This window comes from Microbacterium sp. P5_B6, assembly GCF_056400345.1.
The window spans coordinates 211,453-225,531 of the sequence record NZ_JBFULL010000007.1; the positions used below are offsets into that span (position 1 = coordinate 211,453).

At 68.1% G+C, this 14,079-nt stretch carries 13 protein-coding genes; 3 read left to right on the plus strand and 10 right to left on the minus strand.

All coding sequences use genetic code 11. From position 1 onward, the window contains the following. Positions 1-2: 2 nt before the first annotated feature. The 3 genes from zwf to pgl are packed head-to-tail and all read left to right on the plus strand — an operon-like array spanning position 3 to position 3,320. Complete coding sequence (gene zwf, locus AC1DP3_RS12305) at positions 3-1,598, plus strand: glucose-6-phosphate dehydrogenase (RefSeq protein WP_477293637.1); 1,596 nt, start codon at positions 3-5, stop codon at positions 1,596-1,598. After that, positions 1,595-2,545, plus strand: coding sequence for a glucose-6-phosphate dehydrogenase assembly protein OpcA (locus AC1DP3_RS12310; protein ID WP_477293639.1), 951 nt, complete (start codon positions 1,595-1,597; stop codon positions 2,543-2,545). The genes zwf and AC1DP3_RS12310 overlap by 4 nt, the downstream gene beginning before the upstream one ends. Next, positions 2,538-3,320 carry a 6-phosphogluconolactonase gene (pgl, locus tag AC1DP3_RS12315; protein WP_477293641.1) on the plus strand — a complete coding sequence of 261 codons (783 nt, stop codon included), beginning with the start codon at positions 2,538-2,540 and terminating at the stop codon, positions 3,318-3,320. Before AC1DP3_RS12310 ends, pgl begins: the two co-directional genes overlap by 8 nt. A 66-nt stretch (positions 3,321-3,386) precedes the next feature. On the opposite strand, the gene AC1DP3_RS12320 is transcribed toward pgl, so the two are convergent. From AC1DP3_RS12320 to uvrA, 10 genes are all read right to left on the minus strand, one after another. Next, on the minus strand, positions 3,387-3,743 hold the full coding sequence (locus AC1DP3_RS12320; protein ID WP_477293643.1) for an RNA polymerase-binding protein RbpA: 357 nt from the start codon (positions 3,741-3,743) through the stop codon (positions 3,387-3,389). Further along, the gene (gene secG / locus AC1DP3_RS12325) at positions 3,743-3,991 is read right to left on the minus strand and encodes a preprotein translocase subunit SecG (RefSeq protein WP_477293645.1); all 249 of its coding nucleotides are present in this window, start codon (positions 3,989-3,991) and stop codon (positions 3,743-3,745) included. The genes AC1DP3_RS12320 and secG overlap by 1 nt, the downstream gene beginning before the upstream one ends. 62 nt (positions 3,992-4,053) lie before the next feature. After that, positions 4,054-4,845, minus strand: a complete 792-nt coding sequence (tpiA, locus tag AC1DP3_RS12330; RefSeq protein WP_477293647.1) for a triose-phosphate isomerase — start codon at positions 4,843-4,845, stop codon at positions 4,054-4,056. After that, positions 4,836-6,050 (minus strand): phosphoglycerate kinase, encoded by a 1,215-nt coding sequence (locus tag AC1DP3_RS12335; protein WP_477293649.1) that lies wholly within the window; start codon positions 6,048-6,050, stop codon positions 4,836-4,838. Before AC1DP3_RS12335 ends, tpiA begins: the two co-directional genes overlap by 10 nt. A gap of 8 nt (positions 6,051-6,058) precedes the next feature. Further along, complete coding sequence (gene gap / locus AC1DP3_RS12340; RefSeq protein ID WP_477293651.1) at positions 6,059-7,069, minus strand: type I glyceraldehyde-3-phosphate dehydrogenase; 1,011 nt, start codon at positions 7,067-7,069, stop codon at positions 6,059-6,061. A gap of 102 nt (positions 7,070-7,171) precedes the next feature. Next, entirely contained in the window at positions 7,172-7,798 is a 627-nt protein-coding gene (locus AC1DP3_RS12345; protein ID WP_477293653.1) for a superoxide dismutase, read from the minus strand. A 159-nt stretch (positions 7,799-7,957) separates the two neighbouring features. Continuing rightward, positions 7,958-8,935, minus strand: coding sequence for a DNA-binding protein WhiA (whiA, locus tag AC1DP3_RS12350; RefSeq protein ID WP_477293655.1), 978 nt, complete (start codon positions 8,933-8,935; stop codon positions 7,958-7,960). Positions 8,936-8,974: 39 nt separating this feature from the next. Further along, positions 8,975-9,859 (minus strand): RNase adapter RapZ, encoded by an 885-nt coding sequence (rapZ, locus tag AC1DP3_RS12355; RefSeq protein WP_477293657.1) that lies wholly within the window; start codon positions 9,857-9,859, stop codon positions 8,975-8,977. A gap of 24 nt (positions 9,860-9,883) precedes the next feature. Beyond that, positions 9,884-11,869, minus strand: a complete 1,986-nt coding sequence (gene uvrC, locus AC1DP3_RS12360) for an excinuclease ABC subunit UvrC (RefSeq protein WP_477293658.1) — start codon at positions 11,867-11,869, stop codon at positions 9,884-9,886. Positions 11,870-11,874: 5 nt separating this feature from the next. After that, on the minus strand, positions 11,875-14,079 hold a 2,205-nt coding region (gene uvrA, locus AC1DP3_RS12365; protein ID WP_477293660.1), incomplete at its 5' end, for an excinuclease ABC subunit UvrA.

Consider the following 14,079-nt stretch of genomic DNA (forward strand, 5'->3'; position numbering starts at 1 on the left):
CCATGACCGTTCAGGATGATCCTGGATCGAGTCGCGCCCTGCAGGGCCGCGGTATCGAGATCTCGCGCGGGCACAATCCCCTGCGCGACCCGGATGACCGGCGCCTCAACCGCATCGCGGGTCCGAGCGCGCTCGTCATCTTCGGCGTGACCGGAGACCTGTCGCGCAAGAAGCTCATGCCCGCCGTGTACGACCTCGCCAACCGGGGTCTGCTGCCACCCGGCTTCGCCCTCGTCGGGTTCGCCCGCCGCGATTGGGAGGACCAGGACTTCGCGGAGGTCGTGCACGAGGCCGTCAAGCAGAACGCGCGCACCGAGTACCGCGAAGAAACCTGGACGCAGCTGCTCCAGGGCATTCGCTTCGTCTCGGGCACATTCGACGACCCGGATGCCTTCCGCCGCCTCCGCGAGACCGTCGAGAAGCTCGACGTCGAGCGGGGCACCATGGGCAACCACGCGTACTACCTCTCGATCCCGCCCAAGGACTTCGCGGTGGTCGCCGGGCAGCTGAAGTCCTCGGGGCTCGTCGATGACACCGCCGACGGCGACGACCGCTGGCGTCGCGTCGTTATCGAGAAGCCGTTCGGCCACGACCTCGAGTCGGCGCGCGAGCTGAACAACGTGCTGCGCTCGACCTTCCCGACGGACTCGATCTTCCGCATCGACCACTACCTCGGCAAGGAGACGGTCCAGAACATCCTGGCGCTGCGCTTCGCGAACGAGCTCTACGAGCCGATCTGGAACCGCAACTACGTCGACCACGTCCAGATCACGATGGCCGAGGACATCGGCGTCGGAGGCCGTGCCGGCTACTACGACGGCGTCGGCGCAGCGCGCGACGTCATCCAGAACCACCTGCTGCAGCTCATGGCGCTCACGGCGATGGAGGAGCCCATCACCTTCAACGCCGCGGACCTGCGTGCCGAGAAGGAGAAGGTGCTCGCGGCGGTCACGCTGCCCGAAGACCTCTCCCTCGCCGCGGCCCGCGGTCAGTACGCGGGCGGATGGCAGGGCGGTCAGAAGGTGCTCGGCTTCCTCGAGGAGGAGGGCATGGCCCCCGACTCGACGACCGAGACCTACGCGGCGATCAAGCTCGAGGTGAACACCCGGCGCTGGTCGGGAGTGCCGTTCTACCTGCGCACAGGCAAGCGCCTCGGCCGTCGGGTCACCGAGATCGCCGTCGTGTTCAAGCGCGCGCCGCAGCACCTCTTCTCGCGCAGCCAGACATCGGAGCTCGGGCAGAACGCGCTCGTCATCCGCGTCCAGCCCGACGAGGGCGTCACCCTGCGGTTCGGCTCGAAGGTCCCGGGTGCCGGCACCCAGGTGCGCGACGTCACGATGGACTTCGGCTACGGCCACGCGTTCACCGAGGCGAGCCCCGAGGCTTACGAGCGTCTGATCCTCGACGTCCTGCTGGGCGACCCGCCGCTGTTCCCGCGGCACGAAGAGGTCGAGCTGTCCTGGAAGATCCTCGACCCGTTCGAGAAGTTCTGGGCGACTCAGAACGGCGCGCTCGATCAGTACGAGCCCGGCTCGTGGGGCCCCGAGTCCGCCGACCAGCTCCTCGCACGCGACGGACGGACCTGGAGGCGGCCGTGATCATCGAACTTCCCGACACCAACGTCAGCAAGATCTCGCGCGCGCTCATCGACGTGCGCGAAGAGGGCGGCGCCGTCGCGCTCGGCAGGGTGCTCACCCTCGTGATCGCAACGCGCCACGGCTCGGAGGAGGAGGCCATCGAGGCCGCCAACGACGCGTCCCGCGAGCATCCGATGCGGGTGATCGTGCTCATGTTCGGCGACCGCGACGCCGAGCCGAGGCTCGATGCCCAGATCCGCGTGGGCGGCGACGCCGGCGCGAGCGAGGTCGTCGTGCTGCAGGCGTACGGTCCTGCCGCGTCGAACACCGAGAGCCTCGTGACGGGCCTGCTCCTGCCCGATGCCCCCGTGGTCGTCTGGTGGCCCGACAATCCGCCCACGGTTCCGTCGGCCTCTCCCCTGGGCCGCATCGCGCAGCGCAGGATCACGGATGCCTCGACCCGGCCATACGACCCGCACCGCCTCGCGGCGCTCGGCGAGAACCACGAGCCCGGCGACACCGATCTGGCCTGGACGCGCCTCACGCACTGGCGCGAGCAGCTGGCCGCCGTGCTCGACCAGCCGCCGTACGAGCCGATCACGGCGATCGAGGTGCGCGGGGCGAGCAGCTCGCCGTCGACGGCGCTCCTCGCCGCCTGGCTGCGCCTCATGCTCGACGTGCCGGTGGATTGGCATTACCTGAGCGCCGAGGAGTGGGGCGAGGGCATCAAGTCGGTGCGCCTGGTGCGCGCGAGCGGCGACATCCTCCTCGAACGCTCCAACCCCGCGATCGCGTGCCTGCATCAGCCGGGCCAGCCCGATCATGACCTCGTGCTTCCTCGTCGGACCCTGCGCGAGTGCCTCGCTGAGGAGCTCCGTCGGCTCGATCCGGACGTCCTGTATGGTCGAGTGATCACGGACGGGTGGCGGCTTCTGGGGCCACCCACGGCACAGGAGATGCATGGCTGAGTTCTGGAGCGAGAAGCGCGTCGTCATCAGTCCGGATGCGGCATCCCTTGCCGACTCCGTCGCTGCACGCCTTCTCGGTCGACTGGCCAAGCAGACCTCGGACGGGCTCGACGCGCATGTCTCGCTCACCGGCGGCTCGATGGGCGGTGCGGTGCTCGCGGCAGCCGCCAAGCATCCGAAGCTCGAGAAGGTCGACTGGTCGCGTGTCCACTTCTGGTGGAGCGACGAGCGCTGGGTCCCCCGCGCCGACGACGACCGCAACGAAAAGCAGGCCCGCGCGGCGCTCCTCGACCAGCTCCGTCTGCCCGCGGGCAACATCCATGCGATCGCCGCGAGTGACGACGGCCTCGAGCTGGATGCCGCGGCCGAGGCGTATGCGGCCGAACTCGCGCGCTTCGGCTCCGCGGAGGGCGACGCCTGGCCGTCATTCGACGTGTGCTTCCTCGGAGTGGGCCCCGACGCTCACATCGCGTCGCTGTTCCCGGATCGCGCCGAGATCCACGTGACCGATCGCGCCGTGCTGGCGGTGCGGGACTCCCCCAAGCCCCCCTCCGAGCGCCTCACGATGTCCCGACCCGTCATCAACTCCTCGCAGCGGGTCTGGCTCGTCATCACGGGCGCCGACAAGGCCTCCGCACTCGGGCTGGCCCTCGCCGGCGCGAGCTACGGCAGCGTCCCTGCAGCCGGGGCCAAGGGCCGAAGGCGCACGATCTTCTTCGTCGACGACGCGGCCGCCTCGCAGGTCGCCTCGGAGCTCATCACCGGCGAGTACTGACCTCACCACAGCAATGACGAAGGGCCGCGCATCGCGCGGCCCTTCCTCATTGCTGTCGTGCCGCGGTCATTCCCCGCCGCGACGCTCCTTGAGCTGCTGAAGCGCGTCGTCGAGGAGGGTCTCGGCCTCTTCCTCGGTGCGGCGCTCCTTCACGTAGGCGAGGTGCGTCTTGTACGGCTCGGTCTTGGCGAGCGCGGGCGGGTTCTCCTTGTCACGTCCGGCAGGAAGCCCGGAGTGCGGGGAGTCGATCGTCTCGGGGATCTCCTCTTCGGGGATGCCCGCAGCGAAGTGCCGGACCGTCTCGTTGCCGAGAGCATCCCAGTACGAGATCGCCACCCGCTCCGCGTGGAAGCCGTGATCCTGCTCGCCCATGGGGCCCGCGCCTACGCGCGTGCCACGGATCGCATTTCCTCCGGTAGCCATCAGATCCCCTGGAATTTGGTGATGAGCCCGAGGGCCACGATCGAAGTGAACCAGGTGAGCGCGAGGATCACCGTGAAGCGGTTCAGGTTGCGCTCTGCCAGCCCCGACGAGCCCAGCGCCGACGTCATGCCGCCGCCGAACATGTCGGAGAGGCCGCCACCGCGGCCCTTGTGGAGCAGGATCAGCAGGGTCAGCAGGAGGCTCGTGATGCCGAGGATCACCTGCAGGACGAACTCGAGGATCTGCACAGTCGTTGAAGCCTTTCGCTGCGATCCCGCGGATCGCACAAGGATCGAGTATACCGGCGGCGTCAGACGCCGACGTGCTTCTGGTAGCGGATGATCACAGCGAACTCGTCGACGACGAGACTTGCGCCTCCCACCAGGGCCCCGTCGACATCCGGCTCGCGCATGTAGCTCGCGATATTGGACGACTTGACCGACCCGCCGTACAGCACGCGGGTGCGGTCGGCAGCATCCTTCCCGAGCTTGTCGGCGATGACGTCGCGCAGCTTGGCGCACACGTCCTGCGCCTGCTCGGGCGTCGCCGCCTTGCCCGATCCGATCGCCCAGACCGGCTCGTAGGCCACGACGATGTCGGCATCGCTCGGCACACCGTCGAGTGCGACCTGCAGCTGACCCACCGGCACCGCACTCGCCCCGAACTTCTCGAGGTCGTCCGCTGTCTCACCCACGCAGATGACCGGCACGAGCTGGTGCCGGAGCGCCGCCTGAACCTTCGCCGCGATGACGTCATCCGTCTCGGCGTGATATTCACGACGCTCCGAGTGACCGATGATCACGTAACGGACGTCGAGCTTGGCGAGGAAGGCACCGGAGATCTCGCCGGTGTACGCACCGGAATCCTTCGTCGAGAGGTCCTGCGCGCCCAGCGCGAACGGGATCTTGTCGGCGTCGAGGAGCGTCTGCACCGTGCGGATGTCGGTGAAGGGCGGGAAGACCGCGACCTCGACCGAGCCGTCCTCGTGCTTGGCGTCCTTGAGCGTCCAGTGGAGCTTCTGGACGAACGCGACCGCCTGGAGGTGGTCGAGATTCATCTTCCAGTTGCCCGCCAGAAGCGGAGTACGACCTGTCACTGCCATCCGAGGACCTCCAGTCCGGGAAGTTTCTTGCCCTCGAGGAATTCGAGGCTCGCGCCGCCACCTGTGGAGATGTGACCGAAGGCGTCGTCCGAGAAGCCGAGCTGACGAACGGCGGCTGCGGAATCCCCGCCGCCGACGACCGAGAGTCCGTCGACCTCGGTGAGCGCCTCGGCGACGGCCTTGGTGCCGGCCGCGAAGGCCGCCATCTCGAACACCCCCATCGGGCCGTTCCAGAAGACGGTCTTGCTCGAGCGCACCACGTCGGCGAACAGCGTCGCCGTCTCGGGCCCGATGTCGAGGCCGAGGCCCGAGGCGCCGAACGCCGTGTCCTCGATGCCGGATGCCGGCGTCACGACGTGCTCTGCATCCGCCGAGAACGACGCGGCGACGACCACGTCGACCGGGAGGACGAACTCCACTCCGCGCTCCTCGGCCGTGGCGATGTAGCCCTTGACCGTGTCGAGCTGGTCCTGCTCGAGCAGGCTCGCCCCGACGCTGTGGCCCTGGGCCGCGAGGAAGGTGTACATCATGCCGCCGCCGACGAGGATCTTGTCGACCCTCGGCAGCAGGTGCTCGATGACCCCCAGCTTGTCGCTGACCTTCGATCCGCCGAGGATGACCGTGTACGGGCGCTCGGGCTTCTCAGTGAGGCGGTCGAGGACGTCGACCTCCTTCTCGATGAGGAAGCCGGCTGCGGAGGGCAGGAGCTCGGCCAGCTCGTAGACCGAGGCCTGCTTGCGGTGGACGACACCGAAGCCATCAGACACAAGCACGTCGCCGAGTTCGGCGAGCTGGGACGCGAAGGCGCGGCGCTCACCCTCGTCCTTGGCGGTCTCACCGGCGTTGAAGCGGAGGTTCTCGATGATGGCGATGTCGCCGTCCTCCAGCGCCGCCACAGCCTCGTGGGCCGATTCGCCCACGGTGTCGCGCGCGAACGCGACGGGCTTGCCGAGGAGCTCGGACAGCCGCTGTGCGACCGGCTCGAGGCTGTACTTCGGGTTCGGGGAGCCGTCCGGGCGACCGAGGTGCGAGCAGACGATGACGCGGGCGCCCTGGTTGATGAGGGCGTTCAGCGTGGGGAGCGTGGCCCGCACACGGCCATCGTCCGTGATGACCGCGTCCTGGAGAGGAACGTTGAGGTCAGCACGGACGATGACGCGCTTGCCGGCCAGCGAACCCAGCGAGTCGAGGGTGCGCAGAGCCATGATGCGGCTTAGAGCTTTTCGGCGACGTACTCGGTGAGGTCGACGAGGCGGTTCGAGTAGCCCCACTCGTTGTCGTACCACGCCGAGACCTTGACCAGGTTGCCGCTGACGTTGGTCAGCTCCGAGTCGAAGATCGACGAGTGCGGGTCGAGCTGGATGTCGCTCGAGACGATCGGATCTGCCGTGTACTTGAGGTACCCGACGAGCGAGCCCTCCGCCGCTGCGGCCTCGTAGGCGGCGTTGACCTGGTCGATCGTGAGGCCCTCGGTGGGCGTGATGATCGTGAGGTCGACGATCGAGCCGGTGGGCACCGGCACGCGGTACGAGCCGCCGCTCAGCTTGCCGTTGAGCTCGGGCAGCACGTGCCCGATGGCCTTGGCGGCACCTGTCGAGGCCGGAACGATGTTGATCGCAGCACCGCGCGCACGGCGCAGGTCGCTGTGCGGGCCGTCCTGCAGGTTCTGGTCGGCCGTGTAGGCGTGTGCGGTCATCATGAAGCCGCGCTCGATGCCGAACGCGTCGTTGAAGACCTTGGCGAGCGGCGCGAGGCAGTTCGTGGTGCACGAGGCGTTCGAGATGATGACGTGGTTGTCGGGGTCGTAGTCACCCTCGTTGACGCCCATGACGATCGTGACGTCGTCACCCGTCGCGGGAGCCGAGATCAGGACCTTCTTGGCCCCGCCCGCGATGTGCTTCTTGGCGTCCTCGGCCTTGGTGAAGCGGCCGGTCGACTCGATCACGATGTCGACGCCGAGCTCGCCCCAGGGCAGGTTCGCGGGGTCGCGCTCTTCGAAGACCTTGATCGACTTGCCGCCGACCGTGATCGAGTCCGCGTCGTACGAGACGTCTTCGCTCAAGCGCCCGCCGACCGAGTCGTACTTGAGGAGGTGGGCGAGGGTCTTGTTGTCGGTGAGGTCGTTGACCGCGACGATTTCGAGGTCAGCACCCTGCGCGAGAGCCGCGCGAAGGTAGTTGCGTCCGATGCGGCCGAAGCCGTTGATTCCGATCTTGACGGTCACGGAATATCTCCTGAGGTGTCATGCGCGAGTGCGCGATTGTTGCATACAGACGATCTGGACAACGGCGTCCCGGCGGTCATCCCACCGGGACAGCCGCATTTTCTATGACAGTACCAGCAGGCCTGCTGTCTTCTCACGGGCAATCGTGAAGCGGGTCTGAACATTCGACCAGTCCGCGATGTTCCAGAACGCCTTGACGTAGTCGGCGCGCACGTTCTTGTAGTCGAGGTAGTACGCGTGCTCCCAGACGTCGAGCAGAAGGAGCGGCACCGAGCCGGCCGCGAACTGCGACTGCTGGTCGAAGAACTGCTGGATGATCAGGTTCTCGCCGATCGAGTCCCAGAAGAGCCCCGCCCACCCCGAGCCCTGCACGCCGAGTGCAGCGGCGGTGAAGTGGGCCTGGAACTTGTCGAACGAGCCGAAGTGGTCGTCGATCGCGGATTCGAGGTCGCCGGTCGGCTTGTCGCCGCCGTTGGGCGAGAGGTTGGTCCAGAAGATCGAGTGGTTCGTGTGACCACCGAGATTGAACGCGAGGTCCTTCTCGAGCTTGTTGACGTTCGCGAGGTTGCCCGTGTCGCGCGCCTCGGCGAGCTGCTCGAGCGCGGTGTTTGCTCCCGTGACATACGCCTGGTGGTGCTTGCTGTGATGCAGCTCCATGATCGTCGCGCTGATGTGCGGCTGGAGCGCGGCGTAGTCGTAGGTGAGTTCGGGCAGCGTGTACTTCGCCATGTTCTCTTCTTCCTGTCGGCGCTGCGCCAGGCGCTCCCCGGCGTCAGCGAGGGTGACGATTTCATCCTAGTGAGGGGCAGCGCCCTGACAGGCGGGTTGCTTCCTCGGATGACGTCCGATAGGTCGAGAGGATGCCGAGGGTGCGGCATCCGTCCTCGCTCAGTCCTCTGCGCCCACCGGCACGGCGGCCTCGGTGCCCGAGATCCCGTCCACCTCGGCCTTCTTGTCGGCCATCGCCAGCAGGCGGCGGATGCGGCCCGCCACGGCGTCCTTCGTCAGCGGCGGGTCGGCGAAGTGTCCGAGCTCGTCGAGGCTCGCGTCGCGATGAGCGAGGCGCAGATCCCCCGCTTCGCGCAGGTGCGGCGGCACTTCCTCCCCGAGGATCTCGAGGGCGCGCTCGACTCGCGCGCACGCCGCGACGGCGGCCTGCGCCGAGCGGCGAAGGTTGGCGTCGTCGAAGTTGACGAGGCGATTGACACCTGCGCGGACCTCTCGCCGCTGTCGGAGCTGGTCCCACTCGGCGGCGGCGCGTCCGGCGCCCATCGCAGCGAGGGCCATCCGGATGCCCTCGGCCTCGCGCACGACGACGCGCGGCACTCCCCGCACTTCACGCGCCTTGGCGGCGATTCCCAGCCGGTGGGCGGCGCCGACGAGGGCCATCGCGGCCTCGCCCGACGGGCAGGCGATCTCGAGCGCGGCGGTCCGGCCGGGCTCACTGAGACTGCCCGAAGCGAGGAAGGCGCCGCGCCACACCGCTGCGAGGTCGGGTCGCGAGCCAGTCGTCAGCTTGTTGGGGAGGCCGCGCACCGGACGCCGGCGCTGGTCGAGCAGGCCGGTCTGACGAGCGAGCGTCTCGCCGCCCTCGATCACGCGGACCGCGTAGTGGCTGCCGGCGCGGGCTCCGGATCCCTGCACGTGCACGAGTTCAGGCCTCACGCCGTAGATCTCCACGAGATCACGGGCGACCCTGCGCGCGAGGACGTCCGAATCGAGCTCCGCCTCGACGGCCACCCGATTGGCGATCGAGTGCAGGCCGCCCGAGAACCTCAGCAGCGACGTCAGTTCGGCCACACGCGCCGTCGGGCGAGGGTCGCGAACGGCGGTCAGCTCGGCTTTGACGTCGGCGGTCAGCGACACGGGACTCCTCGCGATGGGGTTCAGGGACGAACGTCCAGCCTACTCGCGGCCGAGGTCCCGATGCTTTACGCGGACCGCCAGGCCGGGCAGCTGCGACAGCCGGGAGGCGAGTTCATTGGCCATGGCGACCGAGCGATGCTTTCCGCCGGTGCACCCTACCGCGACGACGGAGTGGCGCTTGTTCTCACGCTGGTAGCCCTCGAGCACCGGTGCCAGCGCGGCGGTGTACGAGTCGAGGAACTCACGTGCTCCCTCCTGGGCGAGCACGTAGTCGCGGACGGCATCGTCCTCGCCGGTGAAGGGGCGGAGCTCCTCGTTCCAGAACGGATTCGGCAGGAAGCGCATGTCGGCGACGAGATCGGCATCCGGCGGCAGCCCGTACTTGAAGCCGAAGCTCTGCAGGGTGACCGTGTGCTTCGCCGTCCCCTCCTTCGTGAAGAGGTCGGCCACCTGCGTCGCGAGCTGATGGATGTTGTACGAGGAGGTGTCGATCAGCAGGTCGGCGCTCTCGCGCACGTGCGCGAGACGCTCGCGCTCATTGCGGATCCCGTCCAGGATCGTCCCGTCCCCCTGCAGCGGGTGCGGTCTTCGCACCGCCTCGAAGCGGCGGACCAGCACGTCATCCGAGGCATCCAGGAACAGCACGCGGACATGCTGCCGAGCATCCCTCATGGCCCGCGTGACTTCGGGAAGGCCCGCGAAGAGATCTCGGCCGCGCACGTCTACGACGACCGCGACCTTGGGAAGCGCCTCTCCAGCGAGGTTCGAGAGGTCGAACAGGGGCTTGAGCATCTGCGGCGGCAGATTGTCGACGACGTACCAGTCGAGATCCTCCAGCACGTTCGCCGCGGTCGAGCGCCCGGCACCCGACATCCCGGTGACGATCAGCAGTTCGCCGGTGTCGTCGTTCGTCTCATCCGTCATGACCACCCCTACCCCCGAATCAGCCTAGCGATTCACCACCCTCTCGGATTCTGAATCCGTCAGGTGCGCGTGAATGGATGCTGCGAGCTTGGGCCCGACGCCGGGGAGCTCGGTGATCTGCTCCGGCGTCGCCTGCTTGAGAGCCGCGACCGACCCGAAATGACGAAGCAGCGCCTTGATGCGGGCATCGCCCAGCCCCGGGATCTCGGCCAGGACGCTCTGGATGTCGCGGCGACGGCGCTTGCGCTGATGCGTGATCGCGAAGCGGTGGGCCTCGTCGCGGAGGCGCTGCAGCAGATAGAGCGCCTCGCTCGTGCGGGGCAGGATCACCGGGAAGTCCTCCCCCGGCATCCACACCTCCTCGAGGCGCTTGGCGATGCCGCACAGGGCGATCTCCTCGTGGCCCGCGTCGCGGAGCGCACGTGCCGCCGCCTCGACCTGGGGCTTGCCGCCGTCGACGACGAGCAGCTGGGGCCGGTAGGCGAATCGCGGTCGCCGGCGCTCGGTCACGACCACCTCGTCATCGCCGGAGGCGCCGGCCACGGCATCCGCTCCCTGCACGGGTGCAATGATCTGCTCGGATGCCGGGCCCGCCGACAGATCGTCGCTCCGGTCGACGTAAGCCAGACGGCGGGTGAGCACCTGGTAGAGCGAATCGGTGTCGTCGGTCGTCTCGGGAACGCCGAAGGAGCGGTACTGGTCTTTGCGTGGAAGCCCGTCCTCGAAGACCACCATCGACGCGACGACGTTCGTGCCGCTGAGGTGCGAGACGTCGAAGCACTCGATCCTCAGGGGCGCCTCAGCCAGGCCCAGGGCGTCCTGCAGGTCGGTGAGTGCCTGCGTCCGCGCGACGTAGTCGCTGGTGCGCCGGGTCTTGTGGAGCATGAGGGCCTGCTGCGCGTTGAGCGTCGCGGTGCGCATGAGATCGGCCTTGCGCCCGCGCTGCGCGACCTGAAGGCTGACGTTGCGCCCTCGCCGGTCTCGGAGCCACTCCTCGAGCTCGGCGGCGTCGTCGGGAAGCTCGGGCACGAGGACCTGACGCGGGATGTCGGCCTGCTGGGCGCCGCCGTACGCGTGCTGGAGCACCTGGTCGACGAGGTCGGCGCCCGTGATGTCGAGTTCCTTCTCAATCGTGGTCGCGCGCACGCCTCGGACCCGGCCGCCGCGGATGACGAAGTGCTGGACTGTCGCGGCCAGCTCGTCCTCGGCGATGCCGAACAGATCGGCATCCGTGTCGGGGGCGAGCACCAGTGCGCTCTTGTTGAGCACCGCGTCGATGGCCTGCAGCTTGTCGCGATAGCCGGCCGCGGATTCGTAGTCCATCGCGGCCGACGCCTCCCGCATGCGCGCCGTGAGCTCACGGGTGAACCGCTGGTCGCCGCCCGACATGAACGCCACGAAGTCGTCGACGATCGCGCGGTGCTCCTCGATCGTGACCCTCATCGAGCACGGCCCCCCGCAGCGGCCGATCTGGCCGGGGAAGCACGGGCGCCCGGAGGCCATCGCCTTCTTGTACGACGAGTCGCTGCACGTGCGGATGGGGAAGACCCGGATCATCAGGTCGATCGTGTCGTGCACCGCCCAGACCTTCGGGTAGGGCCCGAAGTACTTCGCGCCCTTGATGCGGTGATTGCGCGTGACGATCACCCGTGGGGCCTCGTCGGCGAGGGTGATGGCCATGAAGGGGTAGGACTTGTCGTCCTTGTAGCGGACGTTGAAGGGCGGGTCGAACTCCTTGATCCACTGGTATTCGAGCTGCAGCGAGTCCACGTCGGTCGCGACGACCGTCCATTCGACGGAGGCCGCGGTCGTCACCATGCGCCGAGTGCGCTCGTGCAGGGTGTGCAGCGGGGCGAAGTAGTTCGAGAGGCGGGCGCGCAGGTTCTTCGCCTTGCCGACGTAGAGCACGCGGCCGTCGGCGTCGCGGAAGCGATAGACGCCGGGGTTGGTCGGGATCTCGCCGGGCTTGGGCTTGTAGGCGACCGTCGGGGTGCGAGTGGACGTGCCCATCCGCCTCAGCCGGCTTTGCGCACGTCAGCCGCGGAGGGACGGATGCCGAGCGCCTCCGCGAGGAAGGCTCCGGTGTGGCTGCGCTCGACGCGCGCGACCTGCTCCGGCGTGCCGGTGGCGATGACCTCGCCGCCGCCGGAACCGCCTTCGGGCCCGAGGTCGATCACCCAGTCCGCGGACTTGATGACGTCGAGGTTGTGCTCGATGACGATGACCGTGTTGCCCTTGTCGACGAGTCCGCCGAGAACCTCGAGCAGGCGCCGCACGTCTTCGAAGTGCAGTCCGGTGGTCGGTTCGTCGAGGACATAGATCGAGCGCCCGTTTGAGCGTCGCTGCAGCTCTGTCGCGAGCTTCACGCGCTGCGCTTCGCCGCCCGAGAGGGTCGTCGCCGACTGGCCGAGCCGGACGTAGCCGAGGCCCACGTCGACGAGGGTGCGCAGGTACCGGTGGATCGCCTGGATCGGCTCGAAGAACTCGGCCGCCTCGGAGATCGGCATCTCGAGCACCTCGGCGATGTTCTTGCCCTTGTAGTGCACGGCGAGCGTGTCGCGGTTGTACCGCTTGCCGTGGCACACCTCGCAGTCCACGTACACATCGGGGAGGAAGTTCATCTCGATCTTGATGGTGCCGTCACCGGAGCACGCTTCGCAGCGGCCGCCCTTGACGTTGAAGCTGAAGCGCCCGGGCTGGTAGCCGCGCACCTTCGCCTCGGGCGTCTCACTGAAGAGCGTGCGGACCCGGTCGAAGACGCCCGTGTAGGTCGCCGGATTGGAGCGCGGCGTGCGGCCGATGGGCGCCTGGTCGACGTGCACGACCTTGTCGAGATTGTCGAGGCCCACCACCCGGGTGTGCTTGCCCGCGACGCGTCGGGCGCCGTTGAGCTTCGTCGCGAGGACCTGGTAGAGGATGTCGTTCACGAGTGAGGACTTGCCGGACCCGCTCACGCCCGTGACCGCCGTGAGCACGCCGAGCGGGAAGTCGACCGTCACGTTCTTGAGGTTGTTCTCACGGGCGCCGACGACCGAGATCTGCCGGCTCTTGTCGATCTTGCGGCGCTTCTTCGGGGTCGGGATCTCGCGGCGACCGGCGAGGTAATCGCCGGTGATCGAGTGGCGGTCCTCGAGGAGCGACGCCAGGGGCCCGGAGTGGACGACCTCTCCCCCATCGACGCCCGCACGGGGGCCGATGTCGACGATCCAGTCGGCCGCGTGGATCGTCTCCTCGTCGTGTTCGACGACGATCAGCGTGTTGCCGAGATCGCGGAGCTTGACCAGCGTCTCGATGAGCCGGCGGTTGTCGCGCTGGTGAAGGCCGATCGAAGGTTCGTCGAGCACGTAGAGCACGCCCGTGAGGCCTGAGCCGATCTGCGTCGCGAGCCGGATGCGCTGCGCTTCGCCGCCCGAGAGCGAACCCGCCGATCGGCTGAGGTTGAGATAGTTGAGCCCCACCTCGATGAGGAACTCCAGGCGGAGCCGGATCTCGCGCAGCACCTGCGCCGCGATGATCGCCTCGCGGTCGGTGAGGTCGAGCTGGGCGAAGTACGCCTGCGCGTCCGCGAGGCTCAGGCGCGAGGCATCCGCGATGGAATGCCCGTGCACGAGCACCGAGAGGACCTCGGGCTTGAGCCGATCGCCGTGGCAGACGGCGCACGGCACCTCGCGCAGGTAGTCGGCCCAGCGCTGGCGCTGCGTGTCGGATTCGGCCTGCGTGTACTGCCGCTCGATATACGGCACCACGCCCTCGAAGCCGGACGAGTAGCGCATCTCGCGCCCGTACCGGTTCTTCCAGCGCACGGTGACCTTGTAGTTCTCACCGCGCAGCACAGCCTCGCGCACTTCGGCGCGCAGCATCCGCCACGGGGTGTCGAGTGAGAAGTCGAGGTCGTGCGCGAGTCCTTCGAGCAGCCGCTCGTAGTACTGGAAGAGGCCCTTGCCCTGGGTCGTCCAGGGAATGATGACGCCTTCGCGGATCGAGAGGTCTTGATCGCCGAGCATGAGGTCGACGTCGACCGACATGCGGGTTCCGAGGCCGGAGCACACGGGGCATGCGCCGAACGGCGCGTTGAACGAGAACGTGCGGGGCTCGATCTCGGTGAGCTGGAGCGGGTGCCCGTTGGGGCAGGCGAGCTTCTCGGAGAAGCTCTGCCAGGCGCCGTCGCCTTCTTCGTCGACGAAGTTGACCTGCACGAGGCCATCGGCGAGGCTCAGCGC

Excerpts from the sequence above, each read along its gene's own strand:
- zwf (WP_477293637.1), top strand. The coding sequence starts at position 3 with ATGACCGTTCAGGATGATCCTGGATCGAGTCGCGCCCTGCAGGGCCGC.
- pgl (WP_477293641.1), top strand. The coding sequence starts at position 2,538 with ATGGCTGAGTTCTGGAGCGAGAAGCGCGTCGTCATCAGTCCGGATGCG.
- AC1DP3_RS12320 (WP_477293643.1), bottom strand. The coding sequence starts at position 3,743 with ATGGCTACCGGAGGAAATGCGATCCGTGGCACGCGCGTAGGCGCGGGC.
- tpiA (WP_477293647.1), bottom strand. The coding sequence starts at position 4,845 with ATGGCAGTGACAGGTCGTACTCCGCTTCTGGCGGGCAACTGGAAGATG.
- AC1DP3_RS12335 (WP_477293649.1), bottom strand. The coding sequence starts at position 6,050 with ATGGCTCTGCGCACCCTCGACTCGCTGGGTTCGCTGGCCGGCAAGCGC.
- AC1DP3_RS12345 (WP_477293653.1), bottom strand. The coding sequence starts at position 7,798 with ATGGCGAAGTACACGCTGCCCGAACTCACCTACGACTACGCCGCGCTC.
- rapZ (WP_477293657.1), bottom strand. The coding sequence starts at position 9,859 with ATGACGGATGAGACGAACGACGACACCGGCGAACTGCTGATCGTCACC.
- uvrC (WP_477293658.1), bottom strand. The coding sequence starts at position 11,869 with ATGGGCACGTCCACTCGCACCCCGACGGTCGCCTACAAGCCCAAGCCC.